Origin of the sequence: Vibrio aquaticus, from assembly GCF_003970385.1 — a bacterium.
GTDB lineage: Bacteria > Pseudomonadota > Gammaproteobacteria > Enterobacterales > Vibrionaceae > Vibrio > Vibrio aquaticus.
In genome coordinates this window covers 89,655-108,684 of the sequence record NZ_RXZH01000002.1, presented here as the reverse complement: position 1 = coordinate 108,684, position 19,030 = coordinate 89,655, and the positions used below count along the sequence as shown (strand labels likewise).

Below are 19,030 nucleotides of genomic sequence, written 5' to 3'. Positions count from 1 at the left end.
CTGTGGTTAGATATAGATATCGACACCGATCATATTTGAAAGTTCATCACGTTTGGCTTGCGTCATCACATTCATATATTCTTCCATCGCCTTTCTTCCTCGGCCTTCAGGCAGGTCGTACTGAACCTGTGCTTTATGAATATCTGACTCGTTAACATGGCGGATAGAATGGGCGACAGCGTTCGCCACCTTGCTGGGTTGACCAACGGGTGTTTTCGCATCGGACTTTTTAACCTCATTCTTCTTGTTGGTCTTGTTGGCTCGATTAGGGCCAGGGACCGAAGGAGGTAAACCGTTAATTGAAACCATACTATCCGCTTTAGTTTAAGATCTCTTGATCTTGTTATTCTCTGCCCGGCAGTTTTTTCCACGCCACGGTATCACGCAGATAAACAGGGCTGGCTTCTTCTGCCTCGACAGTGTTGCCTTTCGCTAGTTCAAACTTCGCGAGCTGCACAATGTCTTCTGCATCAGGGAACAAGATGTCACTTTTCTCAGTTGCAAATTTTACTTGTGCCAATTGCTCGCTGTACGCATCCCAACCAGTGCCTGCCGTAAACCACGTTTGCTCATCAGCTTGGCTGTTGTCTGCCGCTGCTTGAGGCGGTGTCACGCACTCAGCATCAGTTTGCGTCCATGTGCCATCTTCTTGACGACTAAAACGACCCCAATACACTTCGCTCATACGGGCATCAATCGCACACGCTACATGGCTTACACCGTGTTTACGATACGTGCCTTGCGCCATTGCTTCTAACGTTGAAATACCAATCATCGGCAAATCAGCACCAAATGCTAAACCTTGTGCAATACCAATGCCAATACGTACACCAGTAAAGCTACCTGGGCCACGGCCAAAAGCGAGCGCGTCAACCTCAGCTAATGTCACTCCTGCTTCTTTTAGGACTTCATCAACCATAGGTAGAATTTTTTTAGTGTGGTCGCGCGGTGCAACTTCACTACGAACATATACGTTGTCATCAACTAATAGAGCAACTGAACAGTTTTCTGTTGCTGTATCGAGAGCAAGAATCTTAGTACTCATTGATATCTCAAATAATCGGTTTGTTTTTAAATATTTACTTGTTCAAGAAAGTCACGAATCACACCCAAATCGCGAGTGCGAGGAATCGGAGGTAAGCTTGATAAAAAGACGCCGCCATATTCTCTGGTGACCAGTCGATTATCACAAATAATCAACGCACCTTTATCGTTTTTATCTCGAATCAATCGCCCTACGCCCTGCTTCAACGTAATCACAGCATCAGGAATTTGTACCTGAGCAAATGGATCGCCACCTTTCAATTGGCAATCCTCAATACGTGCTTTTAGCAATGGGTCGTCTGGGACTGTAAAAGGCAATTTGTCGATGATAACACAGCTAAGCGCATCACCTCTAACGTCAATCCCTTCCCAGAACGCCCCAGTGGCAACAAGCAGTGCGTTTCCAAGCTCCATAAACTCAGCTAAGGTTTTTTGTTTGCTGGTTTCACCTTGCATCAAGACTGGAACAGAGAGTCGCTCCCTAAACCGTTCGCCCAACTCTTTCATCATGCTATGGGAGGTACACAAAAAGAAACAACGGCCTCGGTTCTGTTCAATCACCGGCGTAAGCATATTGACCAACTTATCAGCCATACCCGGGTTATTGGGTTCAGGCAAATAACGAGGTACACAGAGCCTCGCTTGGCTTTGGTAATCAAATGGGCTTGGCAGTGACATTTGAGCTTGTGGCTTAAGACCTAACCGAGAGGTGAAATGATCGAAATCTTCATTTACCGCAAGAGTCGCAGAGGTAAAAATCCACGCGCCTTGTTTCAGCTCTATCTGTTCATGAAATTTGTCCGCCACTGACAACGGGGTGATATGTAAGCTGAAATGACGCGGCGTTGTGTCGTACCAGTATGAATATCCCGTGATAGACACATCACACACACGTTCTAATCGTGCTTTAATGGTATTCGCGCGCTCAAAGGCACTATCGAGTAGCTGGCTACGCCCTAACGCGAGTTTGAGCACTTCGATTACAAAGTCGAGTGTATCTTCTAGGCGGCGTAATTCTCGACCAATGGAGGGCGATGTAATCGCTTCACGCCAGTTTCCTCGAAAACCGGGTTCGCCAAGAACAATCCGTAAATCCATTGCCGTTTGGAAGAGCTTCTCACCTGCCTTTTGCAACTGACGCATATCTTTAGCTTCTGTTCGATAAGCGATTTCGATGTCTTTACTGAGCTCTTGGATTTGTCTGCTCGATAGCGATTGACCAAAGTAGTGGCTGGCAATGTCAGGAAGCTGGTGCGCTTCATCAAAAATAAACACTTCCGCTTCAGGAATGAGTTCACCAAAACCCGTTTCTTTAATCGCTAAATCCGCTAAGAATAAGTGGTGGTTCACCACGACTACGTCAGCATCCATCGCTTTTTTTCGCGCTTTTAAAACGAAACAATCTTGGTAACTTGGGCACTCTTTCCCCAAGCAATTATCATTGGTTGACGTAATCGTTGGGATCACTGGGCTATCTTCAGCAATCTCATCACAGTCACCTAAATCGCCACTTTTAGTTTCTGATGCCCAGCTGCGAACCTTAACTAATTGAGTCAGCAGGGTAGGATCTGCCGTTGGAGTGTGGCTTTCCACCATTTGACGACTCAAACGGTCAAGACACAAGTAGTTCGCACGCCCTTTCAATAAAGCCACTTGACCATAAAAGCCCAGCGCGTCAGTCATCAAAGGCAAATCTCGATGAAATAACTGCTCTTGAAGGTTTTTAGAGCCCGTACTGATGATGGTTTTCTTACCACTCAGTAAGGCAGGAACAAGATAAGCGAACGTTTTACCCGTACCCGTACCCGCTTCGACCACAACCTGATGCTGAGATCGGATCGCTTGATGCACAGCTTCAGCCATATCGAGCTGGGCTTGACGCGGTTGGAAGCCAGGTATCGCTTTACCAAGTGCTCCCTCAGAGGAAAAGGTTTTTGAGATCATTAACGAGCGCGCAGTTAGGGTTAAGAGGCGTGATTATGGCAGTTTTCGTAAAAAGGCGCGAATGGGAATTCGCGCCTTAGGAAGTGGATTAACGTTTGTTCAAATAGCGATTGAGCCAAGCCGGACCTGAAAAAGCTTCTGGCTCGTCAGTATTGAGCGCTTTTGCTGCTTCTGAAGGGGAAGCGCGATTTTCCCACATTGTATCTAACAGTTCTTCATCCAGTGCTTTTCCACCAGACAGCGCACTCACTCGTTCTGAGTACAACTTACGAGCTAATAGTTCTTTGTCCATAAATACCACCTGAGAACACGTAAAAGAAAAGAAACATCGAACAAATAAATCGAGCCAAACGGTTAACTCAGATTAATTGTTGAAACAAACTCGATATTAGTTTAATTGTAGCTTCATTATTGCGGGTTAGTTCACCGTTCGAGGACCCGTAAAAATTTCACAAAACAAAAAAAATAAATCACGGAAGTTTGAACCTAATGGAAAAGAAAACACTACTCACCCATTGTACTGATGCCCCAGGTCTTATCTCGAAGATCACCAACATCTGTTATAAACACCAGCTGAATATCATCCACAATAATGAGTTCGTGGATAACACCAGTGGTCATTTCTTTATGCGCACAGAGCTTGAAGGTTACTTTAACGATGAAACCTTGCTAGCCGACCTAGATCAAGCACTGCCGCAAGGCGCGAAACGCAAGCTAATTGGGTCTAATCGTAAACGCATCGTTGTTCTTGTCACTAAAGAGGCTCACTGTCTGGGCGATATTTTGATGAAGAACTACGACGGCAGCTTAGACGTTGAAATTGCTGCGGTTGTAGGTAACTACGACACACTGCAAAGCCTAACAGAGAGATTCGATATTCCTTATCACCATGTCTCTCATGAAGGCCTTAATCGCGAAGAGCATGAAAAAGAAATGCTTAAAGTGATTGATCAATACCAAGCGGATTATTTGGTGCTGGCGAAATACATGCGTGTTCTGACGCCTTCGTTCGTTGAGAAATACAACCATAAGATCATCAACATTCACCACAGTTTCTTGCCAGCGTTCATTGGCGCGAAACCATACCAACAAGCGTATGAGCGCGGTGTGAAGATCATTGGTGCGACCGCTCACTTCGTAACGAATGACTTAGATGAAGGTCCAATCATCAAACAAGATGTGATTCCTGTTGACCATAACTTCAACGCTCAAGATATGGCTCAAGCAGGCCGTGATGTTGAAAAGAATGTATTGAGCAAAGCGCTGAATAAAGTGCTTAATGACCACGTGTTTGTTTACGGCAATAAAACCGTCATCTTGTAATGACTACGCAGAAAATGAAAAAGGCTTCCGATTTGGAAGCCTTTGTTGTTTTAGGGTCTATTTTACAGCTTGGCTGCGAGTTCGACGCCTTGCTTAATCGCGCGCACCGCGTCTAGTTCACCTGCGTAGTCAGCACCACCAATCACATGCAGTTTGCTACCAAGTAAATGCCATTGATTTTCAAAAGGACGAACCGATTCTTGACCCGCACAAATAATGACGGTATCCGCTTCAAGTAACTGCGCTTTTTCATCTACGGTAATATGCAGACCTTGATCATCAATTTTATCGTAGCTCACACCGCCAAGAAGATTAACGCCACGTTTTTCCAGCGTACGTTTGTGGATCCACCCTGTTGTTTTACCCGGCCCTTTACCCACTCGGCCTTTGCGACGCTGCAATACCCACACCGTTTTCTCTGTCAGTGAATCAGGGTATGGATACAAACCGCCTGGGTGAGCGATTTCTTTATCAATGCCCCACTCATGCAACCAATCATCCAAGTTATGCCCAACAGGCTCAGTCAGCATCGTTGCCACATCAACCCCAATACCACCAGCACCAACAATCGCTACCTTGTTGCCGGTGAAGGTCTTCTCTTTGATTAAGGTTTGGTAATCGACCACTTTTTCAGGTGTATCAATGCCTTCAATCTTCACTTTGCGTGGCTCTACCCCTGACGCCATGACCACTTCATCATATTCAGCTAAAAGGTCATAGTTAGCATCCGTATCAAGGTGCAGTTTTACACCGGTTTCATCAATACGGTTGGCAAAGTAGCGGATGGTTTCACGAAACTCTTCTTTACCCGGAATTTGCATGGCTAAACGGAACTGACCGCCAATGCGATCATTACGTTCAAACAAGTCAACATGGTGTCCACGTTCAGCCAATGTCGTCGCACACGCAAGGCCAGCTGGCCCTGCACCGACAACGGCAATGTTCTTCTTGGTTTGAGTCGGTTCAATGACCAGTTCAGTTTCACGACATGCAAGAGGGTTAACCAAACATCCCGCGCGTTTACCTTTGAACACATTGTCCAAACACGCTTGGTTACAACCAATACAGGTGTTGATCATTTGCGACTGATTTTGCTCAGCTTTGATCACAAAATGAGGGTCCGCTAAGAAAGGGCGCGCCATTGAGACCATATCCGCATGACCACTCGCAAGAATATTTTCTGCTTCTTCTGGGGTATTGATTCGGTTACACGTGATGATAGGCACATTGACGTGAGGGCGAACCTTTTCAGTCACCCATGTAAACGCGCCACGAGGCACTTGAGTCGCAATGGTAGGGATACGCGCTTCATGCCAACCAATGCCGGTATTGATGATGGTCACACCTGCTTTTTCTAATTCTTTGGCAAGCATGATCACTTCGTCGAATGTGCTGCCTTCTTCGACAAGGTCAAGCATCGACAAACGGAAAATAATAATGAAATCATCGCCAGCCGCTTTACGAATCGCCTTCACCACTTCTAGCGGGAAGCGAATGCGGTTTTCGTAACAGCCCCCCCATTCGTCATAGCGCATGTTGGTGCGCTTACAAATGAATTGGTTGAGTAGGTAACCTTCTGAGCCCATCACTTCAACGCCATCGTAACCCGCCTCTTTGGCTAAAGATGCACTATTGGCAAAAGCGCTAATGGTATTGTTGATTTGACGAGTGCTCATTTCACTTGGCGCAAACTTGGCAATCGGTGCTTTAATAGAAGAAGCACTTTGTGAGAATGGGTGCATGGCGTAGCGACCAGCGTGTAGAAGTTGCAATGCGATCTTGCCACCTTGACGGTGAACCGCTTCCGTTACGACTTTGTGCGCTTTGGCATGCTTAGGCTTACTAAACTCAGCACTGAATGGGTGCAAGCGACCACGCAAATTGGGAGAAAAGCCGCCTGTTACAATCAAGCCTACACCGCCTTTTACTCGCTCTTCATAGAACGCTGCAAGCTTACCAAGCCCCTCTTTGTGTTCTTCAAGGCCAGTATGCATAGAACCCATTAACACTCGGTTTCTTAACTGGGTAAACCCGAGGTCTAATGGCTTTAATAGGTTTGGGTACATGGTAGACATCACTTTACTCTTTATTATTGTGGTCTGACCAGAATACGAACTCTAAAATAAAAAATCAAACAACCGTTTACATTTTTGTAACACCGATCAATCTTGCGGTTGTTTGGGTATACTAGTTTAAGTAGGATGTAACTTATTGCTATTCATACGGTCTTACAGCGTATAAGCCTTTTTCTGCGAACATCGCAGCGGAGAAGAAATGAAAACTATTTTTAAATTTATTGGTATGTTCTTTAAAGGGGTCTGGAAACTGATCACCTTTATCCGACTCGCTCTCGTTAACCTTTTCTTTTTAGCGAGTATCGGTGCTATTTACTTCCTCTATACCAGTGCAGGGAGCCCAACAACGCCTGTAGAGCCAAAAGAGTCTGCTCTCATCGTTAACATCTCAGGGCCAATCGTTGAGCAACCAACCTACGTTAATCCAATGGATTCTCTAACGGGCTCATTCTTTGGTAAAGACCTGCCAAAAGAAAACGTTCTGTTTGATATTGTCGATACCATCCGACACGCCAAAGATGATGCGAATGTGAGCGGCTTGGTTCTCGCTCTGCGTGACATGCCAGAGACCAACCTAACGAAGCTTCGTTATATCGCAAAAGCCCTGAATGAATTTAAGGCGTCTGGTAAACCGATTTATGCGGTTGGTGATATCTATAACCAAAGCCAGTACTACCTAGCGAGCTACGCAGACAAAATCTACCTCGCACCTGATGGCGCGGTAATGTTAAAAGGCTACAGCGCTTACTCGATGTACTACAAAACATTGCTAGAGAAACTCGATGTGAATACGCACGTGTTCCGTGTAGGTACGTACAAATCGGCCATTGAACCCTTCATTCGTGATGATATGTCTGATGCGGCGAAAGAATCTGCGTCACGCTGGTTAAGTCAACTTTGGGGCGCATACATTGATGACGTGGCATCCAACCGTCAGCTTGAGCCAACATTACTCACGCCAGATATGGACACCTTTTTAGAGCTTCTGAAAAAGAACAACGGTGATCTCGCCGCCCTATCACTCAACGAAGGATTGGTTGACCAATTAGCAACCCGCCAACAAGTCCGTAAAGATCTTATCGAGGTCTTTGGTAGTAATGGCGACGACAGCTATAACCACATCGGCTTCTATGAATACCAATCGAATATTGGCCCCCAATTTGGTTTAGAACAAGACGACATTGCCATCGTGGTCGCAAGTGGTGCGATTATGGATGGTGCGCAACCTCGCGGTACGGTAGGTGGAGACACGACCGCTGCTCTACTTCGCCAAGCTCGTAACGATGACAAAGTGAAAGCGGTTGTGTTGCGTGTCGATAGCCCAGGAGGCAGCGCCTTTGCTTCTGAAGTGATTCGTAACGAGATTGAAGCGTTGCAAGAAGCAGGTAAACCTGTGGTCGCTTCCATGTCGAGCTTAGCGGCATCGGGCGGTTACTGGATTTCAATGAACGCTGATCGTATTGTTGCTCAGCCAACTACCTTAACGGGTTCAATTGGTATCTTTAGTGTAATCACCACCTTTGAAAAAGGCTTAAATAAACTCGGTATCTATACTGACGGTGTGGGCACATCACCCTTCTCTGATGTCGGTGTGACTACCGGTCTCTCTGATGGTGCGTCACAAGCGTTCCAAATGGGTATTGAGCACGGCTATAAGCGCTTTATTGGCCTTGTCAGTCAAAGCCGCGACATTCCGTTAGAGAAAGTCGATGAAGTCGCTCAAGGTCGTGTATGGACAGGTCAAGATGCCCTTGAGTTAGGTCTTGTTGATAAGATTGGCGACTTTGATGATGCAGTGAAGCTTGCCGCTGAGCTAGCCAACGTTGAGCAATACAACTTGTACTGGGTGGAAGAGCCTCTAACGCCCGCTCAACAGTTCCTGCAAGACTTCATGAATCAGGTTCATGCGCATTTAGGCATTGATGCAACCGCGTTTCTACCGCAAGCGTTACAGCCGATGGCCACGCAGTTAATTCAAGACGCTAACATGCTGCAAAGCTTCAACGACCCGAAAGGTCAGTACGCTTTCTGTCTCAACTGCCAAGTTCAATAGCTAATCGGTTCATGATGCTTAGGCTCGCTGATAGAGCATAACGTATCAAACGCTAGATATAGAGGGGGATTCCTGTGCGGGATGCCCCTTTTTATTACCCTAGATTCCGCTATAATCCCCCGCTCTGTTCCCCCTACAAATAACTGGTTTCAAAGCAATGGCAAGAAAACATATTTATATTGCATACACCGGCGGTACCATTGGTATGCAAAAGTCACATGACCACGGTTATGTGCCTGTCGCTGGTTTTATGGAAAAACAACTTGCAAGCATGCCAGAGTTTCATCGCCCTGAAATGCCTGAGTTCACTATTCATGAATACGAGCCTCTGATCGATTCCTCTGACATGACTCCCGCTGATTGGCAGCAAATTGCGGATGACATTCGTGCTAACTACGACAAATACGATGGTTTCGTGATCCTCCACGGTACAGACACCATGGCGTACACCGCTTCTGCACTGTCATTCATGCTTGAAAACCTGGGCAAGCCTGTCATTGTGACCGGTTCACAGATTCCTCTTGCAGAGCTACGTTCTGACGGCCAAGCGAACCTATTGAATGCCCTACACATTGCGGCAAACTACCCAATCAATGAAGTCACGCTGTTCTTCAACAACAAGCTCATGCGTGGTAATCGCAGCACCAAGTCTCATGCAGACGGCTTTAATGCGTTTACGTCGCCAAACTTACCGCCACTGCTTGAAGCGGGTATCAATATCCAAATCAGTAGCGATATTGAAGTAGGAAAGCAGCCAGACGGTGGATTTAAAGTACACGACATTACCCCACAGCCTATTGGTGTGATCACCATGTACCCGGGCATTTCACATGAGGTGATTCGTAACACCCTACTGCAACCTGTTAATGCCATGATTCTTCTGACGTTTGGTGTTGGTAACGCGCCACAAAATCCAGAGCTCTTGAGCCATCTAAAAGAAGCTTCTGAGCGCGGTGTGATTGTGGTCAACCTGACTCAATGTCTTGCGGGTAAAGTGAACATGGGCGGTTACGCGACGGGCTGTGCACTGGCTGAAGCAGGCGTGATCAGCGGGTATGATATGACGCCAGAAGCGGCGCTCGCTAAGCTTCACTACCTACTTAGCCAAGACCTTTCTTACGAGCAAGTCAAAGTGAAAATGCAGCAAGTGTTGCGTGGTGAAATGAGTATCTAACTCAAGTTGATATTGCCAAAGCCAGCGTTCATCGCTGGCTTTTTTGTCTTTATGACTCAGGCTATAGACACAAAAAAGGCGACTCTGTGAGTCGCCTTTCGTCTATTCATTTCTGGCTATTAACCGATGTGCGTTGCGCCAGCCATGTACTTTTGTAGTACTGTTGGAATCGCAATACGGCCATCCGCTTCTTGGTTGTTCTCAAGGATTGCAACCATAGTACGGCCAACCGCTAGGCCAGAACCGTTTAGCGTGTGTACTAGCTCAGGTTTCTTCTCGCCTTTACGACGGAAACGCGCTTGCATACGACGCGCTTGGAAATCCCACATGTTTGAACAAGAAGAGATTTCACGGTAAGTCTCTTGCGCTGGAACCCATACTTCTAGGTCGTAAGTCTTACGTGCACCGAAGCCCATGTCACCCGTACATAGAACCACTTTACGGTAAGGAAGCTCTAGAAGCTGTAGAACTTTCTCAGCGTGACCTGTTAGCTCTTCTAGTGCGTTCATTGAATCTTCTGGGCGAGTAATCTGTACAAGCTCAACTTTGTCGAACTGGTGCATACGGATTAGACCACGAGTATCACGACCGTAAGAACCCGCTTCAGAACGGAAACATGGCGTGTGAGCTGTCATCTTAAGTGGCAGATCCGCTTCGTCAGAAATCGTGTCGCGAACCATGTTCGTTACTGGTACTTCTGCCGTTGGGATCAGAGACAGTTTACGCGGCTCTTCGTCGTTCACTTTCTCTTCTAGCGGTTCAGTATGGAACAGGTCTTTACCAAATTTTGGTAGCTGACCAGTACCGAATAGGCTGTCTGAGTTCACTAGGTACGGTACGTACATTTCTGAGTAGCCGTGCTCTTCAGTGTGAAGATCTAGCATGAACTGAGCAATTGCACGGTGTAGACGAGCAAATTGACCTTTCATCACAATGAAACGTGCACCGGTGATTTTAGTCGCACTTGCGAAATCAAGACCGCCACCCATTTCGCCAAGATCAACGTGATCTTTTAGTTCGAAGTCGTAAGTTTTAGGCTCACCCCAACGAGAAATCTCTACGTTGTCATCTTCGTCTTTACCGTCTGGCACTTCGTCAGCAGGTAAGTTTGGTACTGATAGAGTAATCTCTTCCAGTTTCGCCATCACTGCATCAAGTTCAACTTTTTTAGCATCAAGATCGCTACCTAGAGTACCGATTTGCTTCTTGATCTCTTCTGCGCCTTCTTTGTCGCCAGCCGCCATTTTTTGGCCAATCTGCTTTGAGATGGAGTTACGAGTGGATTGTAAATTTTCAACTTCGACTTGAATCGACTTACGTTGCTCTTCAAGTGTACGGATTGTCTCTACGTCTAGCTTAAAGCCACGACGTGCTAGTTTTGCAGCTGTTTCATCCAGCTCTGTACGAAGTAATTTAGAATCCAGCATTGTTAATCCTATGCTTTTTTAGTTGTGAAATGGCGCCCGAACATCTTGCTCAAACGCTAAAAATATTAGCCGAATAAATGTATCTAAAATACTCGCTTATTCATAGCGCTTTTGTGGGCTTTTTGCGTCTAAACTAGCCAAGTAATCTAACTTTTCGCCAATTTTGGTTTCTAAGCCCCGATTTGTCGGTTGATAGTAGCGAGTCTCGGCCATTTCAGGTGGCAAATACTTTTCACCCGCCGCATACGCACCTGGCTCGTCATGGGCATAACGATACTCTTGCCCATAACCAAGATCTTTCATCAAGGAAGTCGGTGCATTTCGTAAGTGAACAGGCACTTCATACTCAGGCAGATTATGCGCATCCGTTAACGCTTGCTTCCACGCGGTATACACTGCATTACTTTTTGGAGCGCACGCCAAATAAACAATCGCCTGCGCAATCGCTCTTTCACCTTCTGCAGGTCCCACTCGGGTAAAGCAATCCCATGCTGATAAAGCCACTTGCATCGCTCTTGGGTCAGCGTTACCGACATCTTCCGATGCTATGGCCAATAAGCGTCTTGCGATGTACAAAGGGTCACACCCAGCCGCAATCATGCGAGCCGCCCAATAGAGCGCCGCATCTGGGTTAGAACCACGAATCGATTTATGGACAGCCGAAATCAGGTCGTACCAAATATCGCCTTTGTTATCGAAACGAGAGACCTTTTCGCCCGCCATTTCTGCTAACAACTGCAACGTAATTTGCTTTTCGCCCTGCTCGTTCTCTTGAGCCATGTCGTATAGCAGCTCAAGGTAGTTCAGTGACATGCGAGCATCACCATTGACCAGTTCAGAAAGTCGATCAAGCACATTATCGACAAAGTTGGCTGGTACTTTACCAAGGCCACGTTCTTGGTCTTCAATCGCTTGTTTGAGTGCGAGGCGAATATCTTCTTTCGCTAATGAGGTCAGCTTGTAAACACGAGCTCGAGACAGCAAAGCGTTATTGAGCTCAAAGGAAGGGTTTTCCGTTGTCGCCCCAATAAAAGTCACTGTGCCATCTTCGATATGAGGCAGAAAAGCGTCTTGCTGAGATTTATTAAAGCGATGCACCTCGTCCACAAACAAAATAGTGCGACGCCCCGCTAACTTATTTTCTCGTGCTTTTTCGATTGCCGCTCGAATCTCTTTAACGCCAGAGGTCACCGCAGAAACACGCTCCACTTCCGCATTGGCATAGTTTGCCGCGACTTCAGCCAGTGTCGTTTTACCGGTACCAGGAGGCCCCCATAGAATCATGGAGTGAATATGACCAGCTTCTAGCGCTCGGCGCAGAGGCTTACCTACGCCCAAAACATGCTGCTGACCAATATACTGATCCAGCGTTTCTGGGCGCATTCTAGCAGCAAGGGGACGAAAATCTTCGTCCCCTGAAAAATCAAACGAGTAATTACTCACACTTAGTTCCTTTGGTCATCAACCTCGACACCTTCTGGAATAACAAAGGTAAATCGATTTGCATTCGGCTTGTTCAGATTGATGTTATTAAACGTAAAGTTGCTCTGTTGGCCATCTTGCTCAATAACACTAAATCCCTTAACAGCACCTTGCTTATCAATATTGAGCGTAAATTGGCCTTGGTTGCTGTCAACCGCTGTTGGCGTAAGAGTGAACGAGTCCCCTTTCTGCGCCACATTGTAGTTATCCCAGTCACTTGCACGATTTCGAGTCAGAAGAACAAATGGGGTTTGCTCTGTCGCTTGTTCTTGCCAGTATATTGTCACTTGCTCGATGAAAGGGCTGTAATACCAAAGCGATTGACCGTCAGACACCAAGACGTTTTCATCCGGAGCCGTCGTCGTCCAGCGGAACAAGCTCGGTCTGGCAATTTCAACTTTACCTTGACCTTCCATGACCACGTCACCTTCAGGACTGATCAGCTCTTGGGCAAAGTCCGCACTAAAGCCATCGCTCTTTTGTAAACGTTGGCTCAGCTCATCTTTCGGCGCAGCCAATACCGAGAAACTCATCAAAAATAGTACAGCCAGTTTTTTCATTCACTTTTATCCATTTGTCGGTTTTGGTCAGTTATAACGTGCTTTCTCTATCGCTTTGACCGAAGAAGGTTAACTTTGTTCGATCTACTTACCGCAGCACTGCTTAAACTTTTTGCCACTATTGCATGGGCAAGACTGATTACGGCCAATGTCTTTGTATGGATTGACACTTTGTGCTTTCGCCCCACTCATTGCTTCATCCGCTGCTTGGGCAACTTCAATGATCATCAGATCGACTTGTTCAATCATATCCGACAATGCTGGTGGCGTTTCAATGCCAGAGGCTTTCATCTGCTCTTGTGTTTGAGCTTCATCAATAGCCAACATAAAGGTCGTAAGCATCGCTTGAAGCATACGCAGCGTACCATCACCGACATTCACTTCCATCCATTGTTCTTCAATGGTTGGCCACAGCGTCATAAAGCCTTCAGCAAAATCTGCCAGCTGTTCCTGCTGTTTATCAGCGTCGAATAAATCAAGTAATGAGTATTCATTGCGCTTAAGGAAGCTGTATTGGTGATTGATATGACCTTCAATCGCGCCTCTCACTTCGTTGGCGTTATCTGAAAATACCGAAGGCAGCCAACTTTCTGGAGCAAGTGGTTTTGTTGCCATATTCGCCGCAAGGGTTAAACCCTCTACATACAGTGGAGTTTCATCAGTAAGTGAGTCTGCGAGTGTCAGTAATTGATACTTCATTATCTTAATCTAGTGTTAACCATATATTGGGCGCATTATAACCCTATGCAAGGCCCTGGGTCACTTCGAGACTTTCCTCCCTGACTCGATAACCTTCCTCCTTGTCATTCGACACAGTTTCCGTCACAGGCTAGCGATATGGAATTCCTTCCTAGCCTTTTTTCTTACTACCACTTATTTCACTTTGATAATTTGAATTTTGAGCGCATGATTCGCAACTGAAACATTTTCTTACATTTGTTAAATTTAAGCTGTATTGATAATGAAGATATCTAAAAATAGTGGCTTTACGCTGATTGAGCTTGTGGTTGTCATCGTCATTCTAGGCGTACTGGCTGTTACTGCTGCGCCTCGTTTTCTTAACTACCAACGAGACGCCCACCTATCTGTAGCGGATGGTGCATTCGCTAGTTTCGAAGCTGGCGTCACTATGTATCACGACAAATGGCTAACAGAAGGTGAACCTACGGGCATCGTCGATTATGGTGAAGGGGATGTTTATCCATCAACAACCGGGTTTCCGATATCAGTAAATCAACCGCCGTTAGTACCCAATAACAATGACAATATTCAGATCAGAGGTGGCGACTGCGTATCGTTATGGAATGCAATGGTAGATACTGACCTCGCAATCCGTTCTCAACATAGTGGTTCGGGAGCAGTTCTACCGTCTGAAGAACAGATTGTCAGTTGGTATACATCGAGCAATGAGTGTTACTACTACTACTACACACCAAGTTTTAATATCAGTGAACCTTTGCCCATTCTTTACTACTCACCACTCACGGGTGAAACTCGTCAAGCAATGGAAATGGCCTCTAGCTCGTGACTTTTTATATCTAAGCCTCTAAAATCACGCCTCCCTAACTGGAGGCGTTTTTTATGCGAGTTGTTCTGGGCCCTATGGAGGGCGTGTTAGACCATTTAATGCGAGAGATTCTTACCGACATCAATGACTACGATTTGTGTGTCACTGAATTCGTGCGCGTGGTCGATCAACTCCTTCCTGATCACGTATTTCATCGTCTCTGCCCTGAGTTACTGCAAGGCTCTCAGACCAAATCTGGTGTGCCTGTTCACGTTCAACTCCTTGGCCAAGATCCTAAGTGGATGGCAGAAAATGCAATCAAGGCGTATGAACTTGGCGCGAAAGGCATCGACCTTAACTTTGGCTGCCCCGCAAAATTGGTCAATAAGAGTAAAGGGGGCGCAGCGCTGCTTCAACATCCTGAGCTAATCTATCAAGTGGTTAAAGCGTGTCGTGACGCTGTGCCTCAAGAGACGCCTGTTACGGCAAAAATTCGCTTAGGTTGGGAGAACCCAGAAGATTGTTTTGAGATCGTTGACGCGATTCAAAGTGCGAACGCCAGCGAGCTTACGGTTCACGCTCGAACAAAAAGCGGCGGTTACAAAGCAAGTGAAATCAAGTGGGAATACATCAATCGAATCCGTGAACGTTTTGATATTCCACTGATTGCGAACGGTGAGATTTGGAACTATCAAGATGGCCAAGCGTGTATTGAGACAACCGGCGTTGACTCTTTGATGGTGTGTCGCGGCGCATTCAATGTGCCGAACTTAGGCAATGTGGTTAAACATAATCACAGCGTGATGCCATGGACCGAGGTAGTAGAGCTTCTGTTAGTGTACTCACAGTATGAAATGAAAGGCGACAAAGGACTGTACTACCCTAACCGCGTGAAGCAGTGGTTCTCTTATTTACGTCAGCAATATCCTGAAGCGGCAGAACTGTTTAGAGAAATTCGTACCTTTAACAAAGCCGCCCCAATTGTTGAGCATATTACTCGTTACCGAGATGCCCTGACTCTCGCTTAAAACACCATTTGATCTTTACCGGTGGTTTTCGCTTGGTAAAGTTTTTCGTCCGCAGCTTTGAAAAGTTGTTCAAAGCTGCTGCCCGATTCTCGGTTCACTATCTCAACACCACCTGAGATCGTAAACCCCCTCTCTACAGCCGTTTCTGAATCTTTAACTATCGCTTGCTGCACTCGAATCATCCCTTTCTTCAGCAAGGCTGCATCACCACCGGTCATATAGATAACAAACTCTTCTCCACCAACCCGAGCAACGGCATCACTCTGACGGACACTGCTTTCAATGCTCTCTGCCATATAGCAAATCACTTTGTCGCCGACATCGTGGCCATAGGTGTCATTAATCGACTTAAAGTTGTCAATATCGAGCACCGCAATCGCAATATAATTCCCATGTTGGGTGTTTTTTAAGAAAGCTTCTAAGCCACGACGATTCAATAGCATCGTCATTGGATCTTTTGCTGCGAGTTCTTTGAAATAACTGTGTTCCACTCGTGTATTGATAAAGAACAGCACGATAACTGACAGCACATAGATAAAAATCACGACCGCTAAGCTATAACGTTCAAAGATAAAAAAGTTACGCACTTCTTTCGCCAGATCGAACTGATAGAAAAGAGTGTGTGAGGTATTTACGCCATCCAGTGTCAGCGCAGTCGGTCTTAAGGCCGTATCAGGAAGCGATAAATACGCCGTGTTAACGATCCCAAGTTCACCGGCGAGTTTCCCATGAGTTTCGAGTAACTCATCGTAATCAATATCAACCGATAGCATGCCTTGGTGCACATCCCCCTGATAAACCGGCATTGTCATACTCAAAATAAGCGCGCTAGTCGTACTGACTGGAGCAGGGCCTGTGATGGTAATAAGGTCACGGTTATTCGCCGTTTGTTGCCAAAAAGGTCGTGCTTTGACCGTGGCAAGTAGCTCAGCAGTGATGCTTCTGGCGTAGGTATCTGGTGAAGACATCAAATAGCCTTCTTTATCGATGTAATGAATACCCAACAAGTAGTCATCAATATCATGGAGAAAAGAAAGGACAGGAGCGAGCGAGACCTGACCTGAGACTCGTTGGTATTGTTCACTTTCAGGATTACAAAGGCTCTCTTCCCCAACAAGCATATAGTTAATATCAACCGCAGGAATTTCATGATGGCGGCCTTCAGAAAGCAACAGCATGTCTATCGGCCACATTTGACATAGGCCATTCTCAACATGGTGATTATGCTCAACCATCAAAATGTAATTGGATTTGGAGTAGTTAGAGAAACTGTAGTCTATTGCACTGATGACCTTACTGGCGCGAGCAAACGCTTCTACTACGCGTTGATACTCATCATCGATATCGCGATTAACAGAGTCATAATAGTTTTTGCCTGTTAGGGCTAAAACCAACAAGGAGACCACCAAAGGCATTAAGAAAACAAATTTTAAACTGAAATGCCTTTTTACCTGCATTGTTCCTCTCTAAAAGTAACGAAGCCTATCTATGCAGACACATAGATAGGCTCAACGATATAATTTTTTCAATTATGACACAAATAGATTGCGTTCTGAGTGATTTAATTGTCAGTAAAATCCCAAAGAAAGCGTTCAAATTTCAGTTTAAAATCCGAACCTGTACGCTTTGGGACTTTCAATTAATTGAGCAATAAGCTGTCATCGGCCAACTCTTCTCCCCTCACCTTCGAGAACATTTCAAGTAAGTCAGGAACTTGCATATTGGCACGCTGCTCACCGGCAACATCAAGAACGATTTCCCCCTGATGGAGCATCACCGTGCGGTCACCACAAGCTAAAGCATCTTTCATTGAGTGCGTCACCATCATGACCGTCAAGTTAAACTCTGAGACGATCTTTTTCGTCAGATCGATGATGAACGCGGCCATTCTTGGGTCAAGCGCAGCGGTGTGTTCATCCAAAAGAAGCAGCTTACTGTCTGAGAGCGTTGCCATCACTAAACTCACCGCTTGGCGCTGGCCGCCAGAAAGCAGTCCAATGCTGTCACCTAATCTGTCTTCGAGCCCTAATCCAAGAATACTAATACGCTCTTGAAACAGTTGTCTGCGCTTTGATGAAAGCGATAAATTCCAACCTCTTCGCTTGCCACGCATATAGGCCAAAGCCATATTCTCTTCAATACTCAGTTCGCCACACGTTCCGGCCAAAGGATCTTGGAATACCCGCGCGCATTGTTGTGCTCGCTGATCGACCGTATGCTTAGTCACATCCAGATCATCAATGATTACTCGACCGCCAATCATAGGCGTTTCACCTGTGACCGCTCCCAGTAACGTCGACTTGCCTGCTCCATTTGAGCCAATCACAGTGAGAAATTGATGCTCTGGCACTTCAAGGTTTACGCCTCGCAACGCTCTATTTTCAAGGATAGTTCCGGGGTTAAAAGTGACTTGAATGTCTTCCAAACGAATCATACCGCTTCTCCTGACTCTTTGTCTGATTTCACCGCGTGTTGCCCTGCTGCAGAGCTATGTCGCTTTTTTGCTTTGAGGTTCCCTTTAATTTTTGGCGCAATCAATGCTGCTGCAACCAAGACTGCTGTCACTAGATTGAGATCCGAAGCTTGTAACCCAAACATGCCTGAACTCAAAGCAAAGGCAACGGCCAAACGATACAGAACAGAACCCACAATCACAGCGACCACTGCAACCCAGATTTTTCGACCAGGAATAAGGGTTTGCCCCAGAATAACGGCAGCGAGGCCAACAACGATCGTACCAACGCCCGATGTAACGTCAGCAAAACTGTTTGTTTGAGCAAACAGAGCTCCTGAAAATCCAACAAAGCCATTAGAAAGTGCGAGACCAAAATAGGTGTAAAACGCAGTGCTAGCACCCTGAGCGGAAACCATACGAGCGTTAACCCCAGTAGCACGAAGACCAAGACCAAAATCACTGTTCAGTAGGCGAACCACAAACCAAGCTGAGATTAAGACTAAGACCCCAACCACTAAAGGGCGAACCAGCATAGGATCGCCGATCGCTTCAAACGGTGTCAGAATCGTTTCTTCGCCAAGCAGTGCCATGTTGGGTCTGCCCATAATACGAATGTTAATAGAGAAAGCGGCTATCATCGTTAAGATGGAAGCCAATAAATGCAAGATACCACAGCGAACCGCGAGAAATGCGGTCACCCACCCTGTCGCGGCTCCAGCAACAATGGCGAGTGCTGTCGCTACCCATGGATTAATCCCTGCGACTATCGCCGTCGCCGCAACCGCCGCTCCCATCGGGAAGCTGCCATCAACACTCAAATCAGGGAAATCAAGAACACGAAAAGTTAAATACACGCCCAGAGCGACTAAGCCATACAACAGGCCAATTTCGAGCGCACCAAAAAATGCAAAAGCAGACATCACTACTCCTTTTGTGCAACGGTTAGTCGCCTCAAACT

Annotated in this window: 17 protein-coding genes; 5 read left to right on the top strand and 12 right to left on the bottom strand. The window is 46.2% G+C overall.

All coding sequences use genetic code 11. The features are described from left to right. Window positions 1-6: 6 nt before the first annotated feature. The 4 genes from EJ063_RS06465 to EJ063_RS06450 form a co-directional block, all read right to left on the bottom strand. Window positions 7-309: a chromosome partitioning protein ParA gene (locus EJ063_RS06465; RefSeq protein WP_126573214.1), complete on the bottom strand. Its 303-nt coding sequence runs from the start codon at window positions 307-309 to the stop codon at window positions 7-9. Window positions 310-343: 34 nt separating this feature from the next. Beyond that, window positions 344-1,045, bottom strand: a complete 702-nt coding sequence (tsaB, locus tag EJ063_RS06460; RefSeq protein ID WP_126573213.1) for a tRNA (adenosine(37)-N6)-threonylcarbamoyltransferase complex dimerization subunit type 1 TsaB — start codon at window positions 1,043-1,045, stop codon at window positions 344-346. 26 nt (window positions 1,046-1,071) lie between these two features. After that, window positions 1,072-2,988: a DNA repair helicase YoaA gene (gene yoaA / locus EJ063_RS06455; RefSeq protein WP_126573212.1), complete on the bottom strand. Its 1,917-nt coding sequence runs from the start codon at window positions 2,986-2,988 to the stop codon at window positions 1,072-1,074. An 88-nt stretch (window positions 2,989-3,076) separates the two neighbouring features. Beyond that, entirely contained in the window at window positions 3,077-3,280 is a 204-nt protein-coding gene (locus EJ063_RS06450; RefSeq protein WP_126573211.1) for a hypothetical protein, read from the bottom strand. A gap of 197 nt (window positions 3,281-3,477) precedes the next feature. Here EJ063_RS06450 and purU point away from each other — a divergent pair, with 197 nt between their 5' ends. Then, on the top strand, window positions 3,478-4,311 hold the full coding sequence (purU, locus tag EJ063_RS06445) for a formyltetrahydrofolate deformylase (RefSeq protein WP_004414684.1): 834 nt from the start codon (window positions 3,478-3,480) through the stop codon (window positions 4,309-4,311). A gap of 62 nt (window positions 4,312-4,373) precedes the next feature. Here purU and EJ063_RS06440 read toward each other — a convergent pair whose 3' ends face one another. Next, window positions 4,374-6,386, bottom strand: coding sequence for an NADPH-dependent 2,4-dienoyl-CoA reductase (locus EJ063_RS06440; RefSeq protein WP_167469881.1), 2,013 nt, complete (start codon window positions 6,384-6,386; stop codon window positions 4,374-4,376). A 199-nt stretch (window positions 6,387-6,585) separates the two neighbouring features. Between EJ063_RS06440 and sppA the strand changes: the two genes are divergently transcribed. Together sppA and ansA are read left to right on the top strand one after the other, a co-directional pair. Continuing rightward, on the top strand, window positions 6,586-8,439 hold the full coding sequence (gene sppA / locus EJ063_RS06435; protein WP_126573210.1) for a signal peptide peptidase SppA: 1,854 nt from the start codon (window positions 6,586-6,588) through the stop codon (window positions 8,437-8,439). 157 nt (window positions 8,440-8,596) lie between these two features. After that, window positions 8,597-9,613: an asparaginase gene (gene ansA, locus EJ063_RS06430; protein ID WP_126573209.1), complete on the top strand. Its 1,017-nt coding sequence runs from the start codon at window positions 8,597-8,599 to the stop codon at window positions 9,611-9,613. Window positions 9,614-9,732: 119 nt separating this feature from the next. Here ansA and serS read toward each other — a convergent pair whose 3' ends face one another. From serS to EJ063_RS06410, 4 genes are all read right to left on the bottom strand, one after another. Beyond that, the gene (serS, locus tag EJ063_RS06425) at window positions 9,733-11,040 is read right to left on the bottom strand and encodes a serine--tRNA ligase (RefSeq protein WP_126573208.1); all 1,308 of its coding nucleotides are present in this window, start codon (window positions 11,038-11,040) and stop codon (window positions 9,733-9,735) included. 96 nt (window positions 11,041-11,136) lie between these two features. Beyond that, entirely contained in the window at window positions 11,137-12,483 is a 1,347-nt protein-coding gene (locus EJ063_RS06420; protein WP_126573207.1) for a replication-associated recombination protein A, read from the bottom strand. Window positions 12,484-12,485: 2 nt separating this feature from the next. Continuing rightward, a complete protein-coding gene (gene lolA, locus EJ063_RS06415; RefSeq protein WP_126573206.1) occupies window positions 12,486-13,082 on the bottom strand; it encodes an outer membrane lipoprotein periplasmic chaperone LolA in 597 nt (198 codons plus the stop codon). Window positions 13,083-13,166: 84 nt separating this feature from the next. Beyond that, window positions 13,167-13,781 carry an SEC-C metal-binding domain-containing protein gene (locus tag EJ063_RS06410; RefSeq protein ID WP_126573205.1) on the bottom strand — a complete coding sequence of 205 codons (615 nt, stop codon included), beginning with the start codon at window positions 13,779-13,781 and terminating at the stop codon, window positions 13,167-13,169. 262 nt (window positions 13,782-14,043) lie between these two features. Between EJ063_RS06410 and EJ063_RS06405 the strand changes: the two genes are divergently transcribed. Together EJ063_RS06405 and dusC are read left to right on the top strand one after the other, a co-directional pair. Continuing rightward, window positions 14,044-14,610, top strand: a complete 567-nt coding sequence (locus EJ063_RS06405) for a prepilin-type N-terminal cleavage/methylation domain-containing protein (RefSeq protein ID WP_208640357.1) — start codon at window positions 14,044-14,046, stop codon at window positions 14,608-14,610. A gap of 53 nt (window positions 14,611-14,663) precedes the next feature. After that, window positions 14,664-15,617, top strand: coding sequence for a tRNA dihydrouridine(16) synthase DusC (gene dusC / locus EJ063_RS06400; RefSeq protein WP_126573204.1), 954 nt, complete (start codon window positions 14,664-14,666; stop codon window positions 15,615-15,617). Here the strand turns inward: dusC and EJ063_RS06395 are convergent. The 3 genes from EJ063_RS06395 to EJ063_RS06385 form a co-directional block, all read right to left on the bottom strand. Then, window positions 15,614-17,074, bottom strand: a complete 1,461-nt coding sequence (locus EJ063_RS06395) for a sensor domain-containing diguanylate cyclase (protein ID WP_126573203.1) — start codon at window positions 17,072-17,074, stop codon at window positions 15,614-15,616. The genes dusC and EJ063_RS06395 overlap by 4 nt on opposite strands. A gap of 182 nt (window positions 17,075-17,256) precedes the next feature. After that, the gene (locus EJ063_RS06390) at window positions 17,257-18,051 is read right to left on the bottom strand and encodes an ABC transporter ATP-binding protein (protein WP_126573202.1); all 795 of its coding nucleotides are present in this window, start codon (window positions 18,049-18,051) and stop codon (window positions 17,257-17,259) included. Beyond that, the gene (locus tag EJ063_RS06385; protein WP_126573201.1) at window positions 18,048-18,992 is read right to left on the bottom strand and encodes an ABC transporter permease; all 945 of its coding nucleotides are present in this window, start codon (window positions 18,990-18,992) and stop codon (window positions 18,048-18,050) included. The genes EJ063_RS06390 and EJ063_RS06385 overlap by 4 nt, the downstream gene beginning before the upstream one ends. Between the last annotated feature and the right edge of the window lie 38 nt (window positions 18,993-19,030).